Genomic DNA, 24,970 nt, shown 5'->3' on the forward strand with positions numbered 1-24,970 from the left:
GCATGAAAACCCAGGCAACACTATCGCAACCTTCTGCCGTTCCCGGCTCGCCTCTGCTCCAGGTGAGCGGGGCATTGTTCGGTATTATTGCCTTTATTCTTATCGCCGCGTGGCTGGCGAAGCGCTTTGGTCTGGCGGGTAAGACCGCAGGTGCCCGCGGCCTGAAGGTCAGCGCCAGCACCACGCTGGGGCCACGGGAACGCGTGGTCATCGTCGAAGTGGACGACGCGCGCCTGGTCCTGGGCGTCACGGCCTCAAACATCAGCGTATTACATAAGCTGCCGCCCGCCCCTGTAGTGGTGGACGAGCGCGCAGACGCCCCCGCGGATTTTCAGTCCGTCATGAAGAGTTTGCTTAAGCGTTCCGGGAGATCCTGATGCGCCGTTTGTTATCCCTGACGCTTGCGGGCGTTGCCCTGTTTGCTCCCGCGGTCTATGCACAGCTGCCCGGCCTGGTCTCCACCCCTCTCGCGGGCGGCGGACAAAGCTGGTCGCTTCCGGTTCAGACGCTGGTGTTCATCACCTCGCTGACGTTTATTCCGGCCATCCTGCTGATGATGACCAGCTTCACCCGCATCATCATCGTTTTTGGTCTGCTGCGAAACGCGCTGGGAACGCCTTCCGCGCCGCCAAACCAGGTTCTGCTCGGGCTGGCGCTGTTTTTGACCTTTTTCATTATGTCGCCGGTTATCGACAAGATTTATACCGACGCCTACCAGCCGTTCAGCGAAGACAAAATCTCCATGCAGGAGGCGCTGGATAAAGGCGCGCAGCCGCTGCGGGAATTTATGCTGCGCCAGACGCGCGAAGCCGACCTGGCCCTCTTTGCCCGCCTCTCCAACACCGGCGAGCTGCAGGGACCGGAATCGGTGCCCATGCGTATTCTTCTGCCCGCCTATGTCACCAGCGAGCTGAAAACCGCGTTCCAGATTGGCTTTACCATCTTTATTCCGTTCCTGATAATCGATCTCGTGATCGCCAGCGTCCTGATGGCGCTCGGGATGATGATGGTGCCGCCCGCGACCATTGCCCTGCCCTTTAAGATCATGCTCTTTGTTCTGGTCGACGGCTGGCAGCTGCTGGTCAGTTCGCTGGCGCAGAGTTTCTACAGTTAAGGAACGGCAATGACACCCGAATCGGTCATGATGATGGGCACGGAAGCGATGAAGATCGCGATTGCCGTTGCCGCGCCGCTGCTGCTTGTCGCGCTGGTTACCGGTCTGATTATCAGTATTCTGCAGGCCGCCACGCAGATTAACGAAATGACGCTGTCATTCATCCCAAAAATTATCGCCGTGTTCGTGGCGATTATCGTGGCCGGGCCGTGGATGCTGAACCTGTTGCTGGACTATATGCGCAACCTGTTTACCAACCTGCCGTACATCATCGGCTGACCTGACGATGCTGCACTTCACCAGCGACCAGTGGGTTCAGTGGCTCGGCGTCTATTTCTGGCCGATGCTGCGCATCATGGCGCTGATATCCACCGCCCCGATCCTCAGTGAGAAGTCGATACCCAAGCGCGTCAAGGTGGGGCTGGGCATTATCATCTCCATTATCGTCGCGCCCTCTCTTCCACCCGTGGATATTCCGATCTTCTCGGCGAATGCGGTGTGGGTGGCCTTGCAGCAGGTGATGATTGGCGTCGCCGTCGGCTTCACCATGCAGCTCGCCTTTGCCGCGGTCCGTACCGCTGGGGAACTGATCGGCCTGCAGATGGGGCTATCGTTCGCCACGTTTGTTGATCCCGGTAGTCACCTCAACATGCCCGTGCTGGCGCGCATTATCGATCTGCTCGCCATGCTGCTGTTCCTGTCGTTCAACGGCCATCTGTGGCTTATCTCCATGCTGGTGGATACGTTCCATACGCTGCCGATTGGCGAAAATCCGGTGAACAGCAACGCCTTTCTGGCGCTCACTCGCGCTGCGGGGCTGATATTCCTGAACGGGCTGATGCTGGCGCTGCCGATCATCACCCTGCTGCTGACCGTCAACCTGGCATTAGGTTTACTCAACCGAATGGCGCCGCAGCTTTCGGTGTTTGTCATTGGTTTTCCGCTGACGCTGACGGTTGGGATTTTATTAATGTCATTACTGATGCCACTTATCGCTCCCTTCTGTGAACATTTATTCGGCGAGATATTCAACCTGTTAGCAGATATTGTCAGCGAGCTGCCACGTAAATAATAGCCCTCACTGTTGCTATTGTCTTTCTGAGGATATTCCTAAAATAAAACACGTAAAACATCTTCCAGGATATATCTGACGCGGTTTAATTGTTTCTAACCACCTCACAATACTTAATATTTACTTTACTTTAAGAAGATTCCTGGCAAATTATACGTAACTTTACGGGATAGTGAGTCCGCCTGAAAGTCTTTGTCATGCTCACAGGTTTATTATTTTTTTCCATCCCGTATGGCTGTTTTGAGCTCTCAGGCAGATGGTGAATTATCGTTACGCATTGAGTGAGGGTATGCCATGTCAACGATCATTATGGATTTATGCAGCTACACCCGGCTAGGGTTAACCGGGTACCTGGCAAGCAGAGGGGTAAGAAAGAGAGACATCAACGATGCGCACACCGTTGACGAACTCGCAGCCGCTTGTGACGAACTAAAACCAGGCGTGGTGTTTATTAATGAGGACTGTTTCATTCACGATCCAGCCAACAGTCAGCACATTAAGCAAATCATTAATCAGCATCCAAAAACCCTGTTTATTGTTTTTATGGCGATCGCAAATATCCATTTCGATGAGTATTTGTTGGTCCGTAAAAATTTATTGATCAGTTCTAAATCGATTAAACCAGAGTCGCTGGATGACATTCTGGGTGATTATTTGAATAAAGAAGTTAAGAATGTAGGAGCGGTTAACTTACCCACCTTATCATTAAGCAGGACTGAATCAAGTATGCTGCGAATGTGGATGGCGGGACAAGGAACTATTCAGATCTCGGACCAGATGAATATTAAAGCGAAAACCGTTTCGTCACACAAAGGAAATATTAAAAGGAAAATTAAAACGCATAATAAGCAAGTGATCTACCACGTGGTACGCCTGACCGATAATGTGACGAACGGGATTTTCGTCAACATGCGTTAGTCGCTTAAGAAAAGACCCTGTGCACCCTACCTTTGATCTCTGGCCTGGCCAGAGATTTTTGCTTCTATGAGGTTGTCGGGCACGCGCTGTGCTACCCGACGCCGTGCTAGTCTGCTTTCTCAACAAAAATGCCGTCCGGATGCCCCAGTTCGTTAAAAAACCAGATGCCGAGCGGGTAGTCTTCGAGTGATACCAGATACATTGTGCCTTCACTAAACTCTTCAATTGCCAGCACCACACCCGGGCGGCGCGGCCCACCGTCCGTTTTAACCGTTACCCGATCGTTAACCTTCATACATTCCTCCTCTGGTTTTGAGCCAGTGTAGAACAAAACGCAAAAACACACATCGCTACCCGGTGTGAATGGCGTTTTTATACACAGTCTATACTTACCGTTGGACACGGTTGAATGAGGAACCCCGTAATGAAAACCGATAAAGAGTACAGCGACACCATCAAGCGCGAGGTTGAGGTGGATGTCGATGCCCTGCTGGCCGCTATCAATGAGATCAGTGAGTCAGAAGTCCGCCGGACGGACGACAATTCGGACCGCGTCATTGTCAATGGAAGGGATTATCACACCTATCGTGAGCTGGCCGAGGCTTTCGAGCTTGATATTCACGACTTTAGCGTGTCTGAAGCCAATCGGTAGGGCGAAAAAAATCCCGGTCATGGGGATGGCCGGGATCAAAACTTGCTTATGCAAGAAGCACTTGAAAATTCGTTACACCAGGAAATCTGATGTACACGCCACACTATCCCCAACGAATTTGCCTGACAAGCATATATTCTTATGATGAATATAATATTTTTAACATAATGCTTTTTGTTATGAGCAATAACACACGCCGAATGCGGGTTTGCCAGGGAATACTCTCATTTCTCCTGTTAACAATTCGGTTATTTTTTAGGAATTTTCTTAGATCTAAACGAAGCCGTTATCAGGAGTCACTATGCCTTCACTGCGGGATACATTGCTGATTTTTTCTGACCTGGATGGCTCGCTGCTGGATATTCATACCTATGACTGGCAACCCGCAATGCCCTGGCTGGACAGGCTGGTGGATCACCAGGTGCCGGTCATACTCTGCAGCAGCAAGACCGCGGCAGAGATGCTCGATATCCAGCAGGATTTGGGGCTGGAAGGCTTGCCTTTTATTGCCGAGAACGGCGCGGTGATTCAGCCTGACGTGCGCTGGGAGAAGGTTCAGCGCCAGATAAGGGGGATGACGCACCGGGATATTCGCCCGCGGATCGAGCAAATTCGTCTGCAGACGGGCTTTAAATTCACCACCTTCGACGACGTGGATGAGCATGTCATCGGCGAGTGGACCGGACTGACGCGCTACCGTTCAGCGCTTGCCCGCAAGCATGAAGCGTCCGTCACGCTCATCTGGCGCGATACCGACGAGAAAATGGTCCAGTTTGAAGAGGAGCTGGCGCACAGCGGTCTGCAATGCCTGCAGGGGGCGCGCTTCTGGCATATTCTGGACGTCCGCTGCGGTAAGGACGTGGCGGTTAACTGGCTGATTGCGCAGTACCGAGAGCAGGAAGAGATCGAACCCACCACGCTGGGGCTCGGCGACGGCCCTAACGATGCGCCGCTGCTCGACAGCGTTGACTTCGCGGTGGTGATTAAGGGCATTAACCGCCAGGGTATCACGCTACGGGATGATAACCCCGCCCGGGTTTATCACACCCGACAGCCCGGCCCGGCGGGCTGGCAGGAGGGGTTGGATCACTTCCTGTCATAATCCTGCCAGACGACCCGATTACGGCCGCACTGTTTGGCCTGGTACAGTCGCGCGTCCGCCACGGACTGCAGCTGTTCAAACTCGTAGTTACCCGCTTCATCCGCGCTGCTCACCCCCAGCGACGCGCTGATGCGCAGCGTCGTGCTCTTCTTCACCAGGATCTCCTTGCTATTGATCCGGCAGCGAATACGATCCGCCACGCTTCTCGCCTCTTCCAGACCAATCCCCGGCAGGACGACGCAAAACTCTTCCCCGCCTACACGACCGGCCACATCGTTCTTGCGTAACGCGCTGGCAATCAGTCCGGCCGTATGCGATAGCACCTTATCACCGGCCTGATGGCCGAAGCGGTCGTTAATGTTTTTAAAATGGTCAAGATCGATCTGAATCACCGAGAACGGCAGCGACTGCTGGCGGCAGGTTTCCGCCAGCAATTTTGCGCGGTCGAACAGCGCGCCGCGGTTATTCAGCCGGGTAAGCGGGTCATGCCAGGCCTGCCACTGGAGCGAGTGCTGAAGCGTGTACATGTTACTCACCATGCGGCGGATCACCAGCCACGAGATCAATAGCATGGCGGTAAAGAGCGCCCACAGCAGCGCCAGCACGATGCTGATGCTGCCGAAGTCGTCCTGGACCCCTTCGTGCAGGGTGTGGATCCGCAGGACAACACCGTCGAAGTGATCGAGCCGCTCCCAGCTAACAAAACGGCTTCCGAGGCGGATCCCGCCGCCGGTCGCGTGCTCAATCGCCTGCGCAATCTGCGCCGTTTCGCGTTCGTCAAAATGGTTAACCGCATTTTCCGCGTGGGCTGAGGTGGCAATCAGATTGAGCCGGGTATCGTACAGCTGATACTCCCCTTCCGTTCGGTCTTCCGTTGCATCGGCCAGCAGACGCTGCATCGTGCTCAACGTAAAATCCATCGCCACGACGCCATACCAGTAATGATCGAAATAGATGGGCACGCTGGCGGTGATCATCCGTTCATCATGGGTCCAGGATGACGGGGTAGAGATAAACCAGCGCACCGCGCGCGCGCGATTGTTACGCTCTGACTGCTGGGTAAACCAGGACTGCGTGACCAGATGATAATAGCGGGAGGTAATATCCCCCGCCTGGTCCGGCGTATCCGTGGAAATGAAAAACCCGGCGCGGGACACGTAGATCACGCGCGCTTCCGTTTGCGCTCTCGACGACGCCAGCCTGAGCAGATACCCCACTTCGAGCGCGGCGGAAATTTCATGGCTGAGGCGCTCAGCGTCACGATTCAGAAGCGTGGTTTTGTCGACAAACGCATCCGAAACACCGTTAATGGGAAGAGTGCGTTTTTTATCAACGGCAAGCTGCCAGGTGGGGAGCATGCGGAGCGTGTTAAAGCGTGACACCGCATTCTGTAAAACATCAAATGCCAGCGGCGTCTGGATCGCATCACGCATGCCCTGACGGAACAACAGCATCCTGTCCACGCTGTTCTGTAACTGCCTGTCCAGCGAACTGGCCACCGTATCCAGATGGTTACGCTGGCTGGAGATATACGCCTCTTCGAGGACCACCACCTCACGCCAGGTCAGGAGAGTGGAAAACACCAGAACAACCAGAAAACAGAGATTAACAATCAACCCCGGATTGCTACGATTATGCAGCCATTGCAAAAATGATTGTCTTACAACAAAGGTATCGCGCTGCACACACACTCCATGATGACTGCCTTACACCCGGTACTTGAGATAAAAACGCCCGGCAAAGCCGGGCGTTATGTGATTAAGCCTTGTCCCGCTTGTGCTGCCCGTCCCCCGGCTGAAGCTCATCTTCACGAAATGCTTCCCGCTTGATGCTATAGCCATCGTGCCACCGACATTCCACCATTCCGCTGGAATACCCGGTGACAATCATTCGTGGGCCGCCCTTCTTAGGCTTAACTTCATCACTGACCAAAAAGACCATACCTGCCTCCTGTATCAGGGTGAAACTGTTTCAATTTAGACGACGAATGGTCTTTTTGCATCACTCAACGGGTAACAATTAGTGCGACGTGCCGCGTAGTTTTTCAACCAGCTTCACCGCCGCAACCACGATAGCGCCAATGATAAAGCCCAGCACCAGATTCAGCAGCGTCGGCAGGATCGCCGCGACAACGGCACCCTGCGCCGAGGAGAAATGTTCGATAGCATGGTGCAGCGGAGCGATACCGTGAACCACGATCCCGCCGCCCACGAGGAACATCGCCAGCGTGCCCACCACCGACAAACTCTTCATCAGCCACGGGGCCAGCACAAGCAGGCTTTTGCCGATGCCTCTTGCCACCGCGCTCGATTTCTCCTCCAGCCAGTAGCCGATATCATCCAGCTTCACGATCAGCCCCACCAGGCCGTAGACGCCTACGGTGACCAGAATGGCGATGCCGGAGAGGATCAGAACCTGATTCAGGAGCGGCGCGTCAGACACAATGCCCAGCGTAATGGCGACAATTTCTGCGGACAGGATAAAGTCGGTCCGAATGGCGCCTTTGACCTTATCGCGCTCGAAGGTTTTCGGATCCTGCGCGGCCAGCGCTTCGAGACGCTGCTGACGTATCTCCGGCGTATCGCTCTGCTTGCGCGCGCTAAAGGAGTGCAGGACCTTCTCGACGCCCTCGAAGCAGAGAAATGCCCCACCAATCATCAGCAACGGCGTGATGGCCCAGGGAATAAACGCGCTGATCAGCAGCGCCAGCGGCACCAGAATCACCTTATTCAGGAAGGAGCCTTTTGCCACGCCCCACACCACCGGCAGTTCACGGTTAGCCCTTACCCCACTCACCTGTTGGGCGTTAAGCGATAAATCATCTCCCAGCACGCCTGCGGTTTTTTTTGCCGCCAGTTTACCCATCACTGAAATGTCATCCAGTAAGGTGGCAATATCATCCAGCAATGTTAATAAGCTACTTCCTGCCAAAATCTTAATCCTTCATTTTTTGGTAATTAAGTGAATAGTATGGAGCAAAAGCGCAAACCCGGAAACAGGCACCTCACGTCAACAAAAAATTAACATCAACTGCACAATTAAAGGACTCGCCAGCACGATAGTTTTCGCGTTTACTATCAGCGACCTTTTTATTACGTCGTGAGGGATTATGCGTTTCCGGCAATTGCTACCGCTCATTGGGGCACTCTTTTCGCTATACATCATCTGGGGCTCAACCTACTTTGTCATTCGCATTGGCGTGGAAAGCTGGCCGCCGCTGATGATGGCGGGCATCCGCTTCCTCTCGGCTGGCGTCTTGCTGCTCGCGTTTCTTCTGCTGCGCGGACATAAGCTTCCCCCGCTGCGCCCAATGCTGAATGCCGCCCTGATCGGCCTGCTGCTGCTGGCGGTGGGCAATGGCTTTGTGACGGTTGCCGAGCACCAGAACGTACCGTCCGGGATCGCCGCTGTGGTCGTTGCCACCGTACCGCTGTTTACCCTCTGCTTTAGCCGCCTTTTCGGTATCCGCACCCGCAAGCTGGAATGGCTGGGGATTGGTATTGGCCTCGCCGGCATTATTCTGCTCAACAGCGGCGGAAACCTGAGCGGGAATCCGTGGGGCGCAGTGATTATCCTGATTGGCTCGATGAGCTGGGCGTTTGGTTCCGTCTACGGTTCGCGTATCGAACTGCCGACCGGCATGATGGCGGGGGCGATTGAGATGCTCGCCGCCGGAATTGTGCTCCTGCTCGCCTCCACGCTGACGGGAGAAAAGCTGACGACCCTGCCGCCGCTGTCGGGCTTTCTGGCGGTAGGCTACCTGGCGCTGTTTGGCTCACTCATCGCCATTAACGCCTATATGTTCCTGATCCGCAACGTCTCCCCGGCCGTCGCCACCAGCTATGCCTACGTCAATCCGGTCGTGGCCGTGCTGCTCGGGACTGGACTGGGAGGAGAAACGCTCTCTCCTGTGGAATGGATTGCTTTAGGGGTCATCGTGTTTGCCGTCGTGCTGGTCACCCTGGGCAAATATTTACTGCCCGCAAAACCGGTGGTCACGCCTTGCGAGGTGGAGAAACCTTAAGCAGGTGAATACCCTGCGTGTCGATCTGCGCGGTCTGGCCGCCGCCGCAGATCCACTCTTCCAGCCGTTCGGTCAGTTCGGTATCGTTCAGTTTTAATCTGCCTCTCAGCGCGCACTCCCAGACGATCATCACCCGCCAGCCCTGCGCAATCAGCGCGCTAAGGTCCCGGCTGTCGCGCTCGACGTTCTTGCCAATTTTATCCAGCCAGAAATCGGTGCGTGTCGCGGGGACTTTAAACAGGTAGCAGTCGTGGTGGTGCCAGAAACAGCCGTGGGTAAAGATAATGCACTGCCAGGCGTCGATGACGAAATCCGGACGGCCCGCAAGCGTGGGATCCTGCACGCGGAAATCAAATCCCGCCTGCGTCAGCAGCCCGGCCAGGCGCTTTTCGATGGCGGTGTCACGCGTGCCGATGGCACGCATATTTTTACTGCGCGTCGCCTTATCGTGAACATCCGTCATTGACGGCCTCACCCTGGCGGAGCGCCACCGCCTGTCTGATGCGCGAGGCCAGCAGTTTTGCCACGGCCGCGAACGCGGGAACCACCACCGAATTACCAAACTGGCGGTACGCCTGGGTGTCCGAAACCGGAATGCGGAAGCGGTAACCCTGCGGAGTCTCAAATCCCATCAGCCGGGCGCATTCCCGCGGCGTTAAGCGTCGCGGACGGTGACGCTGGTTGTGCGGATCGTCGAAATCTTTTTCCCCAAGCGCCTTGTCCCAGCCTCTGTCGATCAGGATTTCCGCGCCGTCTTTGTAGTAGCGAGCAGACAACGTACGGGTCACGCTGTGCGGATCGTTCGGGTTGACCATCCCAAAACCGAAGCCGTTGCCCTTCGCCTGATGCTTCTTGGCATAGCGATAGAGGTATTTCCACAGCACCGGGGTCAGGATAAATTTCGCGTCCACGACAGGCTCCAGCAGCTCGGCCACGGTAGGACGCCGCTCGGGATACAAAGACGGGATATCCCGGAGGGTGAAATCGCCTTTCAGATTGAGATCGCGGCGGAAACCCACCAGCACGATACGTTCGCGATGCTGGGGCAGGAAATGCTTCCCATCAATGATTTTGGGATCGTCCGCGCCCATGTCCTGTGAATCGGCCACGTCATAGCCCAGTTCATCCAGGGTTTGCATGATAATGCGGAAGGTTTTCCCGCCGTCGTGGCTTTTTAAATTTTTGACGTTTTCCAGCACAAAAATGGCCGGACGACGGGCGTCAATAATGCGCGCCACGTCAAAAAACAGCGTTCCCTGCGTATCGCAGGCGAAGCCATGGGCACGTCCGAGGGCATTCTTTTTAGAGACGCCGGCCAGCGAGAAGGGCTGACACGGGAAGCCTGCCAGCAGCACGTCATGCGCCGGGATCGTCTGGCGAATGTGCTCGGCGGCCTGTTCATCGCTCACGCCGCTTTTGTGGCTCAGGGTCACATCACGGATATCCGCGTTGAAATGATGTTCGTGCGGATCGCAGTACCAGTTGGCCTTGTAGGTTCGTACGGCGTGTTTGTTCCACTCGCTGGTAAACACGCACTGGCCACCGATGGCTTCAAACCCGTGTCGGATGCCGCCGATACCGGCAAACAGGTCGATAAAGCGGAAGGCATAGTTCGGATGCGCGGCAGAAGGACGCGGAAGCAGGTTTTGCAGATAACGAAATTCGCCTTCACTCAGGCGACGCCCTGCGCGTTCGCTGGTCAGCAGACGTTTAAGGATCGCCGGGCTCCAGTGGCTCTCGCCGTGCGCCACCAGCAGATTGGCCAGCGTTTTAGCATCGTAGATATCCAACAGCTGGCGCAGTAACGCCTGCACCGTTGCCGTTGATTTCTCAGCCTGCTCAGGCGCGGGCTCTGTCACTGATCGATTTTCCTGCATTCTTTTAACCGGAGAATAAAGACTGGGAACAGATTACCACAGTTCAGTTGCGCAAACTGCGACGGAAGCGGTTCAACACCTGGCTATCCAGCCCGATGCAGTCGCCGTGTAATTCGGCACTGAGTTTCGCCATAAACTGGATCAGGAAATCGGCATTGTGACGTGCCAGCTCGCGGCCCATTTCCGTTTGCATTGTATCAGGCAATCGCAGCAGCTTGGTCTGAAAATGGTCGAGGGCAAACGCACGATCGTCAAGGGTACGCCCATCGGCAAAGGGATCGTCGGCATCAAAAAGCGGCACGCCCAGCGCGCCCGAGACGGCAAAGACGCGCGCCAGACCGATAGCGCCTAACGCTTCCAGCCGGTCTGCATCCTGCACAATTTTGGCCTCCGCGCTCTGCGGCGCAATACCGGCGCTGAAGCTGTGCGCCTCAATCGCGTGCGCGACGGCGGCAGCGTGCTCTGGCGGAAAGTCAGAGAAGTCGCGACGCAGAATGTCACACGTCTTACGCGCTGCCCGCTGTGATGAGCGGCTGCGATCGGGATGGTTTTTCGGCAGGCTGACAATATCGTGGAAATAACATGCGGTCAGGATCACCAGCGGCTCCACCGCTTGATGAACCATGATTTTTTGCGCCGTCATCCAGACCCGACGAAAATGCGAAATATCATGTGCGGTATCGTCGTTGCTGTGGTTTTCCTCGAGCCAGCGCTCAAACCTGTGCTGCCACCGGGCAAGTTCCATGGTCATATCCTGTTGTTTGAAAGAGCCCGAATTATAACACGGCCGAATTAAACCATTTAAAAAATAGAATTACGAAATACTTAATAATAATTACCTTATATGAATTCAATGAATTAATTCATTAGAAAAATAAAGAGATTAATAGAAATATTTTGCAATATTTCATCGAGTTTAATTACATTTATTTTTGAAACTAAATGACATCTCCTGGAATAGTATCAACCCTGTAATTACGGAGGGTGATTACATATATTCATATAAATTATCTTTAAAGGGAATATATAATGAAAAGAAAAGTTCTGGCAATTCTCGTACCCGCCTTATTAATGGCAGGCGCAGCAAATGCGGCTGAGATGTACAACAAAAACGGCAACAAAGTTGACCTGTACGGCAAAGTTGATGCGCGTCATACCTTCTCTGACAACCCGGGCGACGATGGCGATGAAACCTATGTACAGGTTGGTTTCAAAGGCGAAACTCAGATCGCTAACGACCTGATCGGTTACGGTCAGTGGGAATACAAAACCTACGCTAACGATACAGAAGGCGCAGGCGACAAATCGTTTAACCGTCTGGCATACGCTGGCCTGAAATATGGCGAATACGGTTCATTTGACTATGGCCGTAATTACGGCGTCGTGTACGACGTAGAAGCCTGGACCGATATGCTACCTGTATTTGGCGGTGATTCTTACACCTGGACCGATAACTTTATGAACGGTCGTGCTAACGGTCTGGCAACCTACCGTAATAGCGATTTCTTCGGTCTGGTGGAAGGTCTGAATTTCGCGCTGCAGTATCAGGGTGCGAACGAAAGCCAGGATGCAACAGAAGATCAGGAAGGCACGAAAAACGGTCATAAAGACGTACGCTTCCAGAACGGCGATGGCTTCGGCATGTCTACCTCCTACGACTTCTCTGGCGATCTCTCCGGCCTGAGCCTGGGTGCGGCATACTCCTCTTCTGACCGTACTAACGCACAGGAAGCTGCGGGCGTAAATAATGCGCACTTTGCCAGCGGTAAAACAGCAGAAGCATGGACCATTGGCGCGAAATATGATGCCAATAGCGTCTACCTGGCGATGATGTACGCTGAAACCCGCAACATGACGCCATACGGTGATTATGGTATTGCGGATCAGACTCAGAACTTCGAAGCGGTAGCACAGTACCAGTTCGACTTCGGCCTGCGTCCATCCCTGGCATGGGTTTACTCCAAGGGCAAGGACATGACTTACCCAGGCAACACCAGCAATCCTCAGGGTCAGCGTGGTGACATGGACCTGGTTAACTATATCGACCTGGGTATGACCTACAGCTTTAACAAGAATTTCTCTACCTACGTTGACTACAAAATCAACATGCTGGACAACGATGACAGCTTCTACGAAGCCAATGGTATTTCCACCGATGACATCGTCGGCGTCGGCATGACCTACCAGTTCTAATCCCCAAAATACCAAAGGCCGCATTTGCGGCCTTTTTTTATTTCTTCACGGTCCGTGTTACGGCGCTTCCTGCAGCGCCACGCGGATAAACCCGTTATTCTGCGCCAGCAGCTCATGGGCTTTCCACGCATCCAGTCCTGTCAGCACCATTAATACTGCCGTTTTACAGTGATGGTTACAGCTCTCCAGCGCGGCTTTTGCCTCCGCCCGGGAGCATCCCCCCGCCTCCATCACAATGGCGATTTGCCGTTCAGCCCATTTGGTATTGCTTGCCTCGAGATCCACACGCAGGTTGCTGTAAACGCGTCCGGTTCGGACGGCCAGCCCGGTGGCGATCATCGAGAGGATCATTTTCTGCGCAATCCCCGCTTTGGTGTTGATATACCCTGCGACGACATCGGCACCCAGCTCCGGAGCGATAACCATGCTTGCCAGCTGCGCAGCTTCACTTTGCGCATCACCGGTAATAATGGCGACCGGTGAACCCAGCGACCACGCATGCCGCATTGCTCCCCAAACCCACGGCGTTTTTCCGCCGACGGTCACGGCCAGCATCATATCGTGTTCACCAAACTTGATGGCCTGCAGATCGGCAACGCCGCGCTCGTAGCTCCCTTCCCCTTCTTGCGCCGTCACGGCCATCACAGGGGTTTTGCCCGGCGCATAGTCATCGGCAACCTGTTTCGCAACGCGCCCCGACGGCCCCGCGCCAACGATGACCAGGCGACCGCCGTGGCTAAGCGCCGCGGCGGCGTTGTCCACCACGCGGGCAATAGTCTCTAAACAGGGGGTAATAGCAGCAGAAATGAGTGCATCATCCTGGTGAATGACTTTCAGCATGTCCAGCGTGGACAATCTATCAATATTCATCGTGCTGGCGTGCCGTCTTTCCTTGACCGAACCGGTAAGCATAATGCTCATAAACAGCCTCCTTATTATGAGTACCCACACACTATAAAGTGTTTTATATAGATGACCTGCGAGGGGGGTCACGAAAAGAGGACCAAATCCACGCCTTTACATGGCTTTAAGAAAAGCCCGTCATCGGCGATAATTACCCCTTTCTTAATCATCGCGGAGTGTTGATGAGCGATTTGCAGCCTTTCCTTCCGACGCGCAAGCGCCCCATGAAGCTGAACACCCTGGTCACGTTGATGGTGTGCGCGATTATTGCCTCTGTGCTGCTGGTGGTCTTTGCGCTCTACTCCGTACAAATCACCCGGGCGACCCGCGATGATGTGAAAGACACCGCGCTCGGCATCGCCCGCACCCTCGCCGACAGCCCCGAGATACAGCGCGGCCTGATGCAGGCTCCGCAGGAGAATATTATTCAGCCCATCGCCCAGGCGGTGACGAAACGAAACGATCTGCTGTTCACCGTGGTCACCGATATGCGCGGGATCCGCTACTCTCACCCGAACGAAGCGCTGCTGGGGCTGCATTTTATCGGTGATGATTTAACCCCCGCGCTGGAAGGCAAAGAGAACGTATCGGTTAACCGGGGCGCGCTCGCCGAAGCGCTGCGCGTTTTTACCCCCGTCTACGACGGCCAGCACGAGCAGATCGGCGTAGTGGTGGTCGGTATCTCCCTGAATAAGGTTGAAGAGCAGATTGCCCGCGGGCGGCTAAACGCCGTCTGGACCATTTTATTCAGTATTTTTATGAGCTCGATGGCGATTTGGGGCCTGGTGCGGGTCCTGAAACGCATCCTGTTCGGACTTGAACCTTACGAAATTTCCGCCCTGTTCGAACAGCGTCAGGCGATGCTGCAGTCGCTTCGCGAGGGGGTGCTGGCCGTCGATATTCACGGGCGCGTGACGATGATCAACCAGACCGCCAGAGAAATATTGCTTCTCCCCGCCGGCAAGCAGACCGAAAACGCCAGCGCGCCCCTGCTGGCCGGCCTGCGTGAAGTCTCAAAGACGGGCGTTGCGCGCCAGGATCAGGAGATCAGCTGTAACGGGCGTCTGTTGCTGTGCAATATGGTGCCCGTTAAAAGTCAGGATCGGGTGATCGGCGCCATCACCACCTTCCGTGATAAAACGGAAATCAGCCAGCTGATGCAGCGTATTGACGGCATGGTCAACTACGTCGACGCCCTGCGCAGCCATACCCACGAGTTTATGAATAAACTGCATGTGATCCTGGGCCTGCTGCACATGAAGCGCTACGACAAGCTGGAAGAGTACATCATTCAGACGGCACAAAATTACCAGACGGATATCGGTACGATACAGAGCAAGGTAAAATCCCCGGTTATCGCCGGGTTCCTGCTGGGTAAAATCAACCGGGCGAAAGAAGCGGGCGTCACCCTGACGCTGGCGGATGAATGCCAGATACCGGATACCGCGAGTGAAGAGCAGGTCGCGGTGCTGATCACCGCGCTGGGTAACCTTATTGAAAACGCGCTCGACGCGATGGAAGGACAGCAGGAAGGTGAGATTGGCCTGCTGCTGCATTATCAGAACGGCTGGCTCAGCTGCGAAGTCAGCGACGATGGCCCCGGCATTGATCCCGCTCAGCTGGAGGCTATTTTTACAAAGGGCTTCTCAACAAAAGGTGAAAACCGCGGCGTTGGGCTGTTCCTTGCTCGCCAGCAGATCCAGAACCTCGGCGGCGATATCACCGTCGAGTCTGAGCCTGGCGTATTTACCCAATTTTTTGTTCACATCCCCTGGGATAGCGAGAGGAATATCGCGTGATAAATGTATTAATTGTCGATGATGACGCCATGGTAGCCGACCTCAACCGTCTGTATGTCAACCGTGTTGAAGGTTTTAGCTGCTGCGGCGTCGCCTCCACGCTAAACCAGGCCGAGGCCATCATTAATAACCCCGGGCAGCCTGTCGATCTGGTGCTGCTGGATGTCTATATGCAGCAGGATAACGGGCTGGATCTGCTGCCTGTTATTCGCGCATCCGGTCGCCCAATCGATGTGATTATGATCTCGTCGGCTGCCGATGCCGCCACGATCCAGACCTCTATTCACTACGGCGTGGTGGATTATCTGATAAAGCCGTTCCAGTTCCCGCGCTTTGAAGAGGCGCTGAACGGCTGGAAGGCAAAGCACAACCTGATGGGTTCGCACCAGTATTATGAGCAGGCCGACGTCGACCGGCTGATCCACGGTGGGGCGCCGGAGCTGGCGGACAGTAAAAAGCTGCCGAAGGGGTTAACGCCGCAGACGCTGCGAACGATTTGCCAGTGGATTGACGCTCACCCGGAAACGGAGTTCTCTACCGATGACCTGGCAAACGCGGTCAATATCTCCCGCGTGTCATGCCGTAAGTACCTGATTTGGCTCGCGCAAATCAACATTCTGTTCACCAGCATTCACTACGGCGCGACCGGGCGTCCGGTGTATCGCTACCGTCTCCAGCCGGAGCAGACCGGCCTGCTCAAGCAATACTGTCAGTAACGCGGTAGTCGTCATCCAGCAGGGTAAAGCGGAAGTGGTGTGCTGAAGAGAACACCACTTCTTTTGTTTTGGTCACAAAGATTGCTTCTATATCGGGGCGTGCGCGCAGGGCGGCACAGCCCTTTTCTATCCCCATGCCGTACATCAGCGTGGTCCAGATATCCCCGTCGATAGAGTCTTTCGAAATAATCGTCACGCTGTCCAGCTCGTTGTCCAGCGGATACCCGGTACGCGGGTCGAGAATATGGTGATAGCGCCTGCCGTTTTGCTCAAAGTAGCGCTCGTAGGTTCCCGACGTCACGACGGACAGGTTCTCTACGGTCATCGTGCCGATCAGCGCGTCACCGGCGAACGGTTTTTTCAGCCCCACGCTCCAGCCTCCTTCCGGCGAGCCTAACGTTTGAATGTTTCCACCGAGGTTGATCAGCCCCCGCTCCGCGCCCTCTTTATGAAGGTAATCACGCACCCTGTCTGCGATATAGCCTTTGGCGATGGCCCCCAGATCGATCTCCATCCCCGGTCTGGTCAGAAACACGCTGCTGCTGGCCTCATCAAGAATGACATCTTCAGGACGGGTAATCGCGAGCAGCGACGCGATTTCATCGGCAGGCGGAACGCTGTCCCCCTGAAAACCAATTTTCCAGCGTTTAACCAGCGGACCTATCGCCAGATTAAAGGCGCTATCCTTGAGCAGGCTTGCCGCTTTTGCACAGCGGACCAGCTCAAACACCGGCCGGCTGACGGTAACCGGATGCTGGCCGGCCGCATGGTTGATGTCCATGACCTGCGAATGCGCGCGGTTGACGGTGAGCAGATCTTCGTACTGTTTGATCAGGCGAAAGACGCGGGACGCGAGGGCTTCGTCGTGGGAGAAGAGTTTCAGGAGAATGGGTGAGCCCATCAGGACGGCGGAGTAGCTGTAAACGCGATGGCTATCAGGCATAGCATGAGTCCTCAGATGTAGCCCCGGCAGGCACCGTGCCGCCGGGGAAAATGCCGGATAGCGCTGCGCGTATCTGGCCTACAACACAGGGGTCTTACTGCTTTTTCGAACGCATAGCCGCCTGATGTCCTGCAAGCGTACCAAAAATAATGATATCTGCCACTGCGTTACCGCCGATACGGTTAGCACCGTGGATCCCGCCGACCACTTCACCGGCCGCAAACGCGCCTGGCAGAACGTTGTGGTTGCTGTCCAGCACGCAGGTTTCGGTGTTGATGGTCACGCCGCCCATGGTGTGGTGCACGCCCGGCGCAATCTGAATGGCGTAGAACGGCCCTTCGTTGATGGGCGCACGCAGCGCGGTGGTACGACCAAAATCGTCATCGTGCTGTTTCTCAACGAAACCGTTGTAGCGTTCCAGGGTCGCGAGGAAAGCGTGGTGATCCATACCCAGCGCTTCAGCCAGGGCTTTTGGCGAGCTGGCGCTGGTCACGAAACCTTTCGCGATGTACTCATCCGCGGCTTTGTTTTTGGCACGGACGTGCTCGTCAAAGACGATGTATGCGTATTTCTCCGGCAGCGCGATGATTGACGCCGAGACTTTATCGCGGGTCGACATTTCGTTGTAGAAGCGCTCCCCTTTCTGATTGACCAGAATCGCCCCGCCGCCGCGGATGGATTCGGAAATCAGGTACGAGGTTTTCTGCTCCACGGTTGGGTGAATTTGGATTTCGCCCATATCCACGGTACCCGCCCCGATGCGTTCCAGCAGCGCAATGCCGCCACCGGTTGCCCCTTTGTGGTTTGTGGTGACGAACCCGTCCAGATCCGGACGGTATTTCACAACCATCTGGCTGTTGGCGCTGAAGCCACCGGTGGCGACAATCACGCTTTTGGTTGCCACGGTGACGGTTTCGTTCTCTTCGGTAGTGAGACGTACGCCGGTCACTTCGCCGTTCTCGAAGAGGATGTCGCTGACGGAGGTATCCAGCATCACCTCAATGTTGCGTTTGTTGACGTTACGCACCAGGCCGCTGATCAGGTAGCCGCCTACCGCAGAACCGTCTTTTGGACGGTGAGTACGGTCGATGCTCATCCCGCCGGTGGTGGTGATGTCGTTCAGCATGATGCCGCGCGTTGCCAGCCACTCAATCGCCTGCGGCGCGTTCTCGACAAAGCGACGCAGCAGTTCCGGGTTGTTCTTGTTGCCGCCGCCTTTCAGGCTTTCCTGATAGAACAGCTCTTTGCTGTCCTGAATGCCCTTCACGCGCTGGAAGCGGGTTTCGGCGGCGTTCATACCGGCAGAGGCTTTAATGGTATTCCCGCCGATGGTCGGCATTTTCTCGACAATCAGCACGCTCGCGCCTTCGTCGTGAGCCTGAATCGCCGCCGCCAGACCGGCGCCGCCGCTGCCGACAACGACCACGTCCACGCTGCGGGTTTCGTTCGGGTCAACGCCCTCTTCCGCAGCCAGCGCTTTGCTGGATTTCAGCATCGCTTTAGAGACCGCTTTCTTCACCGCTTCACTCTGGCTGGTTGCGCCGGTGATGGCATCCACGTGCGGGGTGTTGGCGTCCAGAATGCGGGTACGGATCTCTTCAAAGCTGGTCACAAACTCAACGTCTTCACTCGGGCCGGAGGCCAGCTCGATGTCCGCAATGCGGTCGGTTTCCAGGCTGACGTTAATCACCAGTTCGTTAGCGTCATCCTGCACTTTCTCAGCAAAGATACCCGGTTTGAATTTGGATTCGCCCATGCTCATGTCGCGGATCATCGCTTCTACCAGCGAGAAGCGCCACAGCGGTTCCGGAATGCTCAACTCTTCGCGTTTAGTGCTGTCCATAAACAGCTCCAGGCTTTCGCCAGCCGCGATGCGGTCTGTCCAGTCTGGATAAGCGATGGTGGCGCGGCCCACGGCAATCAGATCGTAACCGTGGTCCAGCGCCTCATTCACGTCTGAAGCATTTACCACGCCGCCCACGCCCATGACCGGAACCTGCGCCAGCGTTTCAGAACGCATCGCGCAGTATTTTTCGATAAGCGGGGTCGGATCCTGGGTGTCGACAATGGAAGGACGCAGGGTCGCGCCGACGGAGAAGTGCAGGTAGTCCACGCCGCGCGCCGCCAGTTTTTCCAGCAGGTACATGGTGTCGTCAAAGCGAATGCCCGGGACTTCCATCTCTTCCGGGGAGAAGCGGTAGCCAATAATAAACGCGTCGTCCGCGTACTGGCGCACCATTTTGTGGGTAATGTCCAGCACCGCCAGCGGGAACTTCGCGCGGTTATCGCGACTGCCGCCCCACTCGTCGTCGCGCTGGTTAGAGTTTGGCGAATAGAACTGCTGAATCAGATAGGTGTTCGCCCCGTGGATTTCCACGCCGTCGAAACCGGCCTGGATGGCGCGGCGCACGGCCTCACCAAACTTGCCGATCATGCCTTCCACTTCTTCAGCGGTCAGGGCTACCGGCGTTGCGGCCCCTTCACGCGGCGCGGCTACGGCGCTCGGGCCAACCGGGGTACGGCCACCGATCAGTTTTGGGTCGACCATACGGCCGCCGTGGTAGATTTGCAGCAGCGCCTTAGACCCTTTGGACTTAATGGCCTCTGCGATTTTCGCCAGCCCGGCAATTTTCTCGTCATTATCAATACCGATGGCACCCGGGAAGGCGAGACCGAGATCGTCGACGAAGCAGCACTCCACGATGATGGTACCGATGCTGCCGGAACGGGCCCGATAGTACTCCACCAGCTCGCTGGTGACGGTGCCGTCAAAATAGCCGGTACAGGTTGTCATCGGGGCCATTAACAAACGGTTTTTCAGTTCAGTACCATTCGGTAATGTGAAGGGGCTAAGAATGCGTTCGTTAGTGCTCATAATTGAAACTCCAAACTTTTAAAAATTAAGAATTCGTTATCGGATTGATTTTTTATTTCGTCGTTATTTGCCGATGTCATGATATTAATATAATGATTTTTTTAGTTTCTAAAGTTATTACGTTAGTTAAAAAACTATTTAATCCCTGCGATAACACAAATAACACATTGGTGTTAGCGATTGTAATTCAGCCATTCACAATAATTTAAAAATCGTTAAATTATTAATGGTAAAACCAATTCACCATTTCACACTCAAACCCTATAAAAACAACAAGATATGATTACAATGAAATCAATATTGTTAAGAAAATGATAAATAACACGTAAAAAATACGCAATACCCACATACGCCAGAGTGGTTATTAATAAAAGCATAAAAATAACGCTGCAATTCTATTTTTTTGATCGCGATCAATAGTTATGGCATTCAAAAGCGCAATATAAAAACATCATCATTTTTTAATTTAGCGCACACAAAAACGCGTTAAATCGCTATTACTGAAAATACAAAAAAGCACCTTTAATAACTAAAGAAAGCAAAGAAACTTAAAAAAGTGCTTTTCAGTACGATCGAATTTTTGACAACTTAAGACGTGAAACTATGAATACAAAAACTGCTGTAACGCCCCCTGTGGCGAACCAGGCATCAAATGGAAACGCAAAACGATTGCTGATGATGGCGTTACCCATCGTCGTCGCCGTACTGCTGCTGTTTGTTCCCGTTCCTGAAGGTTTACCGCCTTACGCGTGGCACTACTTCGCCATCTTTGTCGGCGTGATCGTCGGTCTGATCTTCGAACCCCTGCCGGGCGCGGTGATCGGCCTGACCGGCGTCGTCGCCATTGCCCTCTGCAGCCAGTGGGTGCTGTTCAGCCCTGACCAGCTGGCTGACCCGAAATTCAAGCTGGCGGGCGCCTCCTTTAAATGGGCGGTGAGCGGGTTTGGTAACTCCACCGTCTGGCTGATCTTCGGTGCCTTTATGTTCGCCGCAGGCTATGACAAAACCCGCTTCGGCCGCCGTCTGGCGCTGATTCTGGTGAAGTACCTCGGCCGTCGCAGCCTGACGCTCGGTTACGCCATTACGTTTGCGGACCTGCTGCTGGCACCGTTCACCCCGTCCAACACCGCGCGCAGCGGCGGGACCATCTACCCGATTATCGCTAACCTGCCGCCGCTGTACGGTTCAAAACCGAATGACCCAAGCGCGCGCAAAATCGGTTCGTACCTGATGTGGGTGGCGATCACCGCGGCCTGTATCACCAGCTCAATGTTCCTCTCCGCCCTCGCGCCAAACCTGCTGGCCCTGGCGCTGGTGAAAAGTACGGTTGGGATCGATATCTCCTGGGGCACCTGGTTCCTCGCCTTCCTGCCGCTGGGTATCCTGCTGATTCTGACCATGCCGCTGCTGGCCTACTGGTTCTACCCACCTGAAGTCAAAGTGAATAACGAAGTGCCGCTGTGGGCGACCCGCGAGCTGGAAAAACTCGGCAAACTGTCCCGCAATGAAATTCTGCTGCTGGTGTTCGTATGCTGCGCGCTGCTGATGTGGATCTTCGCCGCCGCATGGATTGAGCCTGCCATGGCGGCCCTGCTCATCGTTGGTCTGATGCTGTGGACCGGCGTGCTGGAGTGGAACGATATCACCGGTAACAAAGCCGCATGGAACACCTTCGTCTGGTTCGCCACCCTGGTGGCACTGGCGGATGGCCTCTCTTCTACCGGCTTTATCAGCTGGTTAGGTAAAGAAGGCGGCCTGCTGATGAGCGGTATTTCTCCGGGCGTAGCGACCATCGTCCTGCTGCTGGCGTTCTACCTGCTGCACTACCTGTTTGCCAGCACCACCGCACACACCACGGCGCTGCTGCCGGCGATGCTGACCATCGCCTCCACCATTCCGGGCATGAATATGGAAGTGTTCGTCCTGCTGATGGTGACCTCACTGGGCGTGATGGGGATCATCACCCCGTACGGTACTGGCCCAAGCCCGATTTACTACGGTAGCGGCTACCTGCCAACCAAAGACTACTGGCGCCTCGGCACCATCTTCGGAGCCATCTTCCTGGCGGCCCTGCTGCTGATTGGTTATCCGTGGATGTCCATGATGTTCTGATTCCTGACCGCCGGACGTTTCCTCCGGCGGTTTAATTTTTGTGGAGCAAGCTATGTCAAACAAACCATTTATCTACCAGAACCCCTTCCCTCTCGCGCACGATGACACCGAATACTATCTGCTGACCAAAGAGCACGTTTCCGTTGCCGAATTCGACGGACAGGAAGTGCTGAAAGTGGAGCCGGAGGCCCTGACGCTGCTGGCGCAGCAGGCCTTCCACGATGCCGCGTTTATGCTGCGCCCTTCCCACCAGAAGCAGGTTGCCGCCATTCTCAACGACCCGGAAGCCAGCCAGAACGACAAATACGTTGCCCTGCAGTTCCTGCGTAACTCTGAAATTGCCGCCAAAGGCGTGCTGCCAACCTGCCAGGATACCGGCACCGCTATCATCATGGGCAAAAAAGGCCAGCGCGTCTGGACCGGCGGCGGTGACGAAGCGGCGCTGAGCCAGGGCGTGTATAACACCTATATTGAAGATAACCTGCGCTACTCGCAGAATGCGGCGCTGGACATGTATAAAGAGGTGAATACCGGCACCAACCTGCCCGCGCAGATCGATCTCTACAGCGTGGACGGGGACGAATACAAATTCCTGTGCATGGCAAAAGGCGGCGGTTCTGCCAACAAAACCTATCTCTACCAGGAAACCAAAGCGCTGATCACCCCGGCGAAGCTGAAAAACTATCTGGTTGAGAAGATGCGCACTCTGGGCACTGCGGCCTGCCCGCCTTACCATATCGCGTTTGTGATTGGCGGAACTTCAGCGGAAGCCACGCTGAAAACCGTGAAGCTGGCCTCCACGCGCTACTACGACGCGCTGCCGACGGAAGGCAATGAACACGGCCAGGCGTTCCGCGACGTTCAGCTCGAACAGGAACTGCTCCAGGAAGCGCAGAACCTCGGCCTCGGCGCGCAGTTCGGCGGTAAATACTTCGCCCACGATATCCGCGTGATCCGCCTGCCGCGCCACGGCGCCTCCTGCCCGATCGGCATGGGCGTCTCCTGCTCCGCAGACCGTAATATCAAAGCGAAAATCAACCGCGACGGGATCTGGATTGAGAAGCTGGAGCACAACCCGGGCCAGTATATTCCTGAATCACTGCGCCAGCAGGGCGAAGGCGACGTGGTGAGCATCAATCTGGACAAGCCGATGAATGAGATCCTGGCGCAGCTTTCCGCGCACCCGGTCTCTACCCGCCTGTCGCTGAACGGGACCATCATCGTGGCGCGCGATATCGCCCACGCGAAGCTGAAAGAGCTGCTGGATAACGGTGAAGAACTGCCGCAGTACGTCAAAGATCACCCGATCTACTACGCGGGACCGGCTAAAACGCCGGAAGGCTACGCGTCCGGCTCGCTCGGCCCGACCACGGCGGGACGTATGGACTCGTATGTGGACTTACTGCAGTCCCACGGTGCGAGCATGATCATGCTGGCGAAAGGCAACCGCAGCCAGCAGGTGACCGACGCCTGCCATAAACACGGCGGCTTCTACCTCGGCAGCATCGGCGGCCCGGCGGCGGTGCTGGCGCAAAACAGCATCAAGAGCCTGGAGTGCGTCGCGTATCCGGAGCTGGGTATGGAAGCCATCTGGAAAATCGAAGTCGAGAACTTCCCGGCGTTTATCCTGGTGGATGACAAAGGCAACGATTTCTTCCAGCAGATCCAGAACAAACAGTGCAAAGGCTGTTCACAGCGCTGAGTGCTTCCACACCTCCGGCAGTAGCGCCAGCGCGTCAGCAATGACGGCGCGCTTGTCGCTCCCCGGCTTCCAGATGGTGACCATCGTCTGACTAATCCCCTGGCTGCCCACTTCGGTGCGCAGCCTTTTTACGTTTTGCCACCGCGCGGCATGAAAATGGGTCGGTAAGAACCCCCAGCCGCATCCGCGTTCCAGCAGGCCGCGCAGCATTTCCGGCTCGTTAGTAAAAAGGGTATGCCCGGAAATCTGCAGGCGACGCGCGACCGGCTCGTCCGAGGCAGGGTGCATCACGACCTGGGGAACCAGGGAGAGGTCAAGCAGCGACAGGGGGGATGAAATATCCGTAAACAGCGTGCCGGAGGCGTAAAAATCCATATCGATTGCCCCCAGGGCCCGCCACTCCATGTCGTTACCCACGCTGCGGTTGCGCGCCTGGCAGATGGCCAGATCCGCACGATCGCTTGTCAGCAGGCGTTCAGATTCATCGCGCGAGGCGCAGATGAGGCTCAGCCGGACTTTTCGCGCCACCATTTTAGCGATGACCTCGTGCAGAAAGGCTCTGGGCGTAAAAGGATCGTAGACCAGCGTCAGATCCTGCGTGGCGCCGTGGGGCACTTCTCTGGCAAAGGCCTCAAAGGCTTTGACCTGCCGCATCAGCAGATGCGCCTGACGCTGGAGCTGCTCTCCTTCCGCCGTGAGCCGCAGGGTACGCCCTTCGCGAATAAACAGCGCATAGCCCAACCCGTCCTCAAGAAAATCAATCAGATCGCGAAGCGTCGTGCGGTCTTTTTTCAGCACCACCGCCGCTTTACTCAGGCTGCCGTTCTCAGCCACGGCGGTGAATGCCTCAAGCTGTGCAAAGGAATAGAGTAGACCCGCCACGTTTTCTCCGTTTTTGAGGGGGATTTTCCCCCATTATGCGTTTTTTATTATAGCGCCGGGCTTTTTAAACTAAAGCCGTTCTTAAC

The 24,970-nt window shown here is 55.4% G+C and carries 23 protein-coding genes and 1 pseudogene; 13 read left to right on the top strand and 11 right to left on the bottom strand.

Going from position 1 to position 24,970, the window contains the following annotated elements; genetic code table 11:
* Positions 1 to 2: 2 nt before the first annotated feature.
* The 5 genes and pseudogenes from fliO (at position 3) to rcsA (ending at position 3,104) form a co-directional block, all read left to right on the top strand.
* Positions 3 to 377 (top strand): flagellar biosynthetic protein FliO, encoded by a 375-nt coding sequence (gene fliO, locus L370_RS01680; protein ID WP_023336185.1) that lies wholly within the window; start codon positions 3 to 5, stop codon positions 375 to 377.
* Positions 377 to 1,114 carry a flagellar type III secretion system pore protein FliP gene (gene fliP, locus L370_RS01675; RefSeq protein ID WP_023336186.1) on the top strand — a complete coding sequence of 246 codons (738 nt, stop codon included), beginning with the start codon at positions 377 to 379 and terminating at the stop codon, positions 1,112 to 1,114. The genes fliO and fliP overlap by 1 nt, the downstream gene beginning before the upstream one ends.
* Before the next feature lie 9 nt (positions 1,115 to 1,123).
* Complete coding sequence (gene fliQ, locus L370_RS01670; RefSeq protein ID WP_008500315.1) at positions 1,124 to 1,393, top strand: flagellar biosynthesis protein FliQ; 270 nt, start codon at positions 1,124 to 1,126, stop codon at positions 1,391 to 1,393.
* 7 nt (positions 1,394 to 1,400) lie between these two features.
* Positions 1,401 to 2,193 (top strand): annotated as a pseudogene (fliR, locus tag L370_RS01665) (flagellar biosynthetic protein FliR); the annotation flags it as partial.
* Positions 2,194 to 2,480: 287 nt separating this feature from the next.
* Positions 2,481 to 3,104, top strand: coding sequence for a transcriptional regulator RcsA (gene rcsA / locus L370_RS01660; protein ID WP_008500313.1), 624 nt, complete (start codon positions 2,481 to 2,483; stop codon positions 3,102 to 3,104).
* 106 nt (positions 3,105 to 3,210) lie between these two features.
* On the opposite strand, the gene dsrB is transcribed toward rcsA, so the two are convergent.
* Positions 3,211 to 3,399, bottom strand: coding sequence for a protein DsrB (dsrB, locus tag L370_RS23580; RefSeq protein ID WP_008500312.1), 189 nt, complete (start codon positions 3,397 to 3,399; stop codon positions 3,211 to 3,213).
* A gap of 129 nt (positions 3,400 to 3,528) precedes the next feature.
* Here dsrB and yodD point away from each other — a divergent pair, with 129 nt between their 5' ends.
* A complete protein-coding gene (yodD, locus tag L370_RS01650; RefSeq protein WP_013097742.1) occupies positions 3,529 to 3,756 on the top strand; it encodes a YodD family peroxide/acid resistance protein in 228 nt (75 codons plus the stop codon).
* Positions 3,757 to 4,057: 301 nt separating this feature from the next.
* The gene (locus tag L370_RS01645; protein WP_023336187.1) at positions 4,058 to 4,858 is read left to right on the top strand and encodes a mannosyl-3-phosphoglycerate phosphatase-related protein; all 801 of its coding nucleotides are present in this window, start codon (positions 4,058 to 4,060) and stop codon (positions 4,856 to 4,858) included.
* On the opposite strand, the gene dgcQ is transcribed toward L370_RS01645, so the two are convergent.
* The 3 genes from dgcQ to L370_RS01630 all read right to left on the bottom strand — a co-directional run bounded on the left by dgcQ (position 4,843) and on the right by L370_RS01630 (position 7,789).
* The gene (gene dgcQ, locus L370_RS01640; protein WP_023336188.1) at positions 4,843 to 6,543 is read right to left on the bottom strand and encodes a cellulose biosynthesis regulator diguanylate cyclase DgcQ; all 1,701 of its coding nucleotides are present in this window, start codon (positions 6,541 to 6,543) and stop codon (positions 4,843 to 4,845) included. The genes L370_RS01645 and dgcQ overlap by 16 nt on opposite strands.
* 73 nt (positions 6,544 to 6,616) lie before the next feature.
* Positions 6,617 to 6,799 (bottom strand): YodC family protein, encoded by a 183-nt coding sequence (locus L370_RS01635; protein ID WP_008500307.1) that lies wholly within the window; start codon positions 6,797 to 6,799, stop codon positions 6,617 to 6,619.
* Between the two features lie 78 nt (positions 6,800 to 6,877).
* On the bottom strand, positions 6,878 to 7,789 hold the full coding sequence (locus tag L370_RS01630; RefSeq protein WP_023336189.1) for a DUF808 domain-containing protein: 912 nt from the start codon (positions 7,787 to 7,789) through the stop codon (positions 6,878 to 6,880).
* 178 nt (positions 7,790 to 7,967) lie between these two features.
* Between L370_RS01630 and yedA the strand changes: the two genes are divergently transcribed.
* Positions 7,968 to 8,882, top strand: coding sequence for a drug/metabolite exporter YedA (gene yedA, locus L370_RS01625; RefSeq protein ID WP_023336190.1), 915 nt, complete (start codon positions 7,968 to 7,970; stop codon positions 8,880 to 8,882).
* Here yedA and L370_RS01620 read toward each other — a convergent pair.
* From L370_RS01620 to L370_RS01610, 3 genes are all read right to left on the bottom strand, one after another.
* Positions 8,854 to 9,345, bottom strand: coding sequence for a very short patch repair endonuclease (locus tag L370_RS01620; protein WP_023336191.1), 492 nt, complete (start codon positions 9,343 to 9,345; stop codon positions 8,854 to 8,856). The two genes, yedA and L370_RS01620, sit on opposite strands and share 29 nt — an antisense overlap.
* On the bottom strand, positions 9,326 to 10,741 hold the full coding sequence (locus L370_RS01615) for a DNA cytosine methyltransferase (RefSeq protein ID WP_023336192.1): 1,416 nt from the start codon (positions 10,739 to 10,741) through the stop codon (positions 9,326 to 9,328). Before L370_RS01615 ends, L370_RS01620 begins: the two co-directional genes overlap by 20 nt.
* A gap of 61 nt (positions 10,742 to 10,802) precedes the next feature.
* Complete coding sequence (locus L370_RS01610) at positions 10,803 to 11,504, bottom strand: phosphohydrolase (protein WP_023336193.1); 702 nt, start codon at positions 11,502 to 11,504, stop codon at positions 10,803 to 10,805.
* A 284-nt stretch (positions 11,505 to 11,788) separates the two neighbouring features.
* Between L370_RS01610 and ompC the strand changes: the two genes are divergently transcribed.
* Complete coding sequence (gene ompC / locus L370_RS01605) at positions 11,789 to 12,952, top strand: porin OmpC (protein WP_023336194.1); 1,164 nt, start codon at positions 11,789 to 11,791, stop codon at positions 12,950 to 12,952.
* A 57-nt stretch (positions 12,953 to 13,009) separates the two neighbouring features.
* Here ompC and L370_RS01600 read toward each other — a convergent pair whose 3' ends face one another.
* A complete protein-coding gene (locus L370_RS01600) occupies positions 13,010 to 13,873 on the bottom strand; it encodes an N-acetylmuramic acid 6-phosphate etherase (protein ID WP_023336195.1) in 864 nt (287 codons plus the stop codon).
* A gap of 164 nt (positions 13,874 to 14,037) precedes the next feature.
* On the opposite strand from L370_RS01600, the gene L370_RS01595 reads away from it, so the two are divergent.
* The gene (locus tag L370_RS01595; RefSeq protein WP_023336196.1) at positions 14,038 to 15,654 is read left to right on the top strand and encodes a sensor histidine kinase; all 1,617 of its coding nucleotides are present in this window, start codon (positions 14,038 to 14,040) and stop codon (positions 15,652 to 15,654) included.
* Positions 15,651 to 16,370, top strand: a complete 720-nt coding sequence (dcuR, locus tag L370_RS01590) for a two-component system response regulator DcuR (RefSeq protein WP_023336197.1) — start codon at positions 15,651 to 15,653, stop codon at positions 16,368 to 16,370. The genes L370_RS01595 and dcuR overlap by 4 nt, the downstream gene beginning before the upstream one ends.
* On the opposite strand, the gene L370_RS01585 is transcribed toward dcuR, so the two are convergent.
* Complete coding sequence (locus tag L370_RS01585; RefSeq protein ID WP_023336198.1) at positions 16,351 to 17,313, bottom strand: FAD:protein FMN transferase; 963 nt, start codon at positions 17,311 to 17,313, stop codon at positions 16,351 to 16,353. The two genes, dcuR and L370_RS01585, sit on opposite strands and share 20 nt — an antisense overlap.
* Positions 17,314 to 17,407: 94 nt before the next feature.
* On the bottom strand, positions 17,408 to 20,188 hold the full coding sequence (locus tag L370_RS01580; protein ID WP_023336199.1) for a flavocytochrome c: 2,781 nt from the start codon (positions 20,186 to 20,188) through the stop codon (positions 17,408 to 17,410).
* 603 nt (positions 20,189 to 20,791) lie between these two features.
* On the opposite strand from L370_RS01580, the gene L370_RS01575 reads away from it, so the two are divergent.
* Positions 20,792 to 22,300 carry an anion permease gene (locus tag L370_RS01575; RefSeq protein WP_023336200.1) on the top strand — a complete coding sequence of 503 codons (1,509 nt, stop codon included), beginning with the start codon at positions 20,792 to 20,794 and terminating at the stop codon, positions 22,298 to 22,300.
* Between the two features lie 52 nt (positions 22,301 to 22,352).
* Entirely contained in the window at positions 22,353 to 24,002 is a 1,650-nt protein-coding gene (fumA, locus tag L370_RS01570) for a class I fumarate hydratase FumA (RefSeq protein ID WP_023336201.1), read from the top strand.
* Here fumA and L370_RS01565 read toward each other — a convergent pair.
* Positions 23,991 to 24,884: a LysR family transcriptional regulator gene (locus L370_RS01565; protein WP_023336202.1), complete on the bottom strand. Its 894-nt coding sequence runs from the start codon at positions 24,882 to 24,884 to the stop codon at positions 23,991 to 23,993. The two genes, fumA and L370_RS01565, sit on opposite strands and share 12 nt — an antisense overlap.
* Positions 24,885 to 24,970: the final 86 nt, after the last annotated feature.

The organism is Enterobacter sp. MGH 24 (assembly GCF_000493015.1).
Taxonomy (GTDB): Bacteria; Pseudomonadota; Gammaproteobacteria; order Enterobacterales; family Enterobacteriaceae; genus Enterobacter.

Coding starts and splice junctions, on each gene's coding strand:
- fliO (WP_023336185.1), top strand. CDS start 3: ATGAAAACCCAGGCAACACTATCGCAACCTTCTGCCGTTCCCGGCTCG.
- L370_RS01580 (WP_023336199.1), bottom strand. CDS start 20,188: ATGAGCACTAACGAACGCATTCTTAGCCCCTTCACATTACCGAATGGT.
- L370_RS01595 (WP_023336196.1), top strand. CDS start 14,038: ATGAGCGATTTGCAGCCTTTCCTTCCGACGCGCAAGCGCCCCATGAAG.
- L370_RS01645 (WP_023336187.1), top strand. CDS start 4,058: ATGCCTTCACTGCGGGATACATTGCTGATTTTTTCTGACCTGGATGGC.
- yodD (WP_013097742.1), top strand. CDS start 3,529: ATGAAAACCGATAAAGAGTACAGCGACACCATCAAGCGCGAGGTTGAG.
- L370_RS01575 (WP_023336200.1), top strand. CDS start 20,792: ATGAATACAAAAACTGCTGTAACGCCCCCTGTGGCGAACCAGGCATCA.
- L370_RS01585 (WP_023336198.1), bottom strand. CDS start 17,313: ATGCCTGATAGCCATCGCGTTTACAGCTACTCCGCCGTCCTGATGGGC.
- ompC (WP_023336194.1), top strand. CDS start 11,789: ATGAAAAGAAAAGTTCTGGCAATTCTCGTACCCGCCTTATTAATGGCA.
- L370_RS01610 (WP_023336193.1), bottom strand. CDS start 11,504: ATGGAACTTGCCCGGTGGCAGCACAGGTTTGAGCGCTGGCTCGAGGAA.
- fumA (WP_023336201.1), top strand. CDS start 22,353: ATGTCAAACAAACCATTTATCTACCAGAACCCCTTCCCTCTCGCGCAC.
- L370_RS01600 (WP_023336195.1), bottom strand. CDS start 13,873: ATGAGCATTATGCTTACCGGTTCGGTCAAGGAAAGACGGCACGCCAGC.
- fliQ (WP_008500315.1), top strand. CDS start 1,124: ATGACACCCGAATCGGTCATGATGATGGGCACGGAAGCGATGAAGATC.
- yedA (WP_023336190.1), top strand. CDS start 7,968: ATGCGTTTCCGGCAATTGCTACCGCTCATTGGGGCACTCTTTTCGCTA.
- dsrB (WP_008500312.1), bottom strand. CDS start 3,399: ATGAAGGTTAACGATCGGGTAACGGTTAAAACGGACGGTGGGCCGCGC.
- L370_RS01635 (WP_008500307.1), bottom strand. CDS start 6,799: ATGGTCTTTTTGGTCAGTGATGAAGTTAAGCCTAAGAAGGGCGGCCCA.
- rcsA (WP_008500313.1), top strand. CDS start 2,481: ATGTCAACGATCATTATGGATTTATGCAGCTACACCCGGCTAGGGTTA.
- L370_RS01620 (WP_023336191.1), bottom strand. CDS start 9,345: ATGACGGATGTTCACGATAAGGCGACGCGCAGTAAAAATATGCGTGCC.
- fliP (WP_023336186.1), top strand. CDS start 377: ATGCGCCGTTTGTTATCCCTGACGCTTGCGGGCGTTGCCCTGTTTGCT.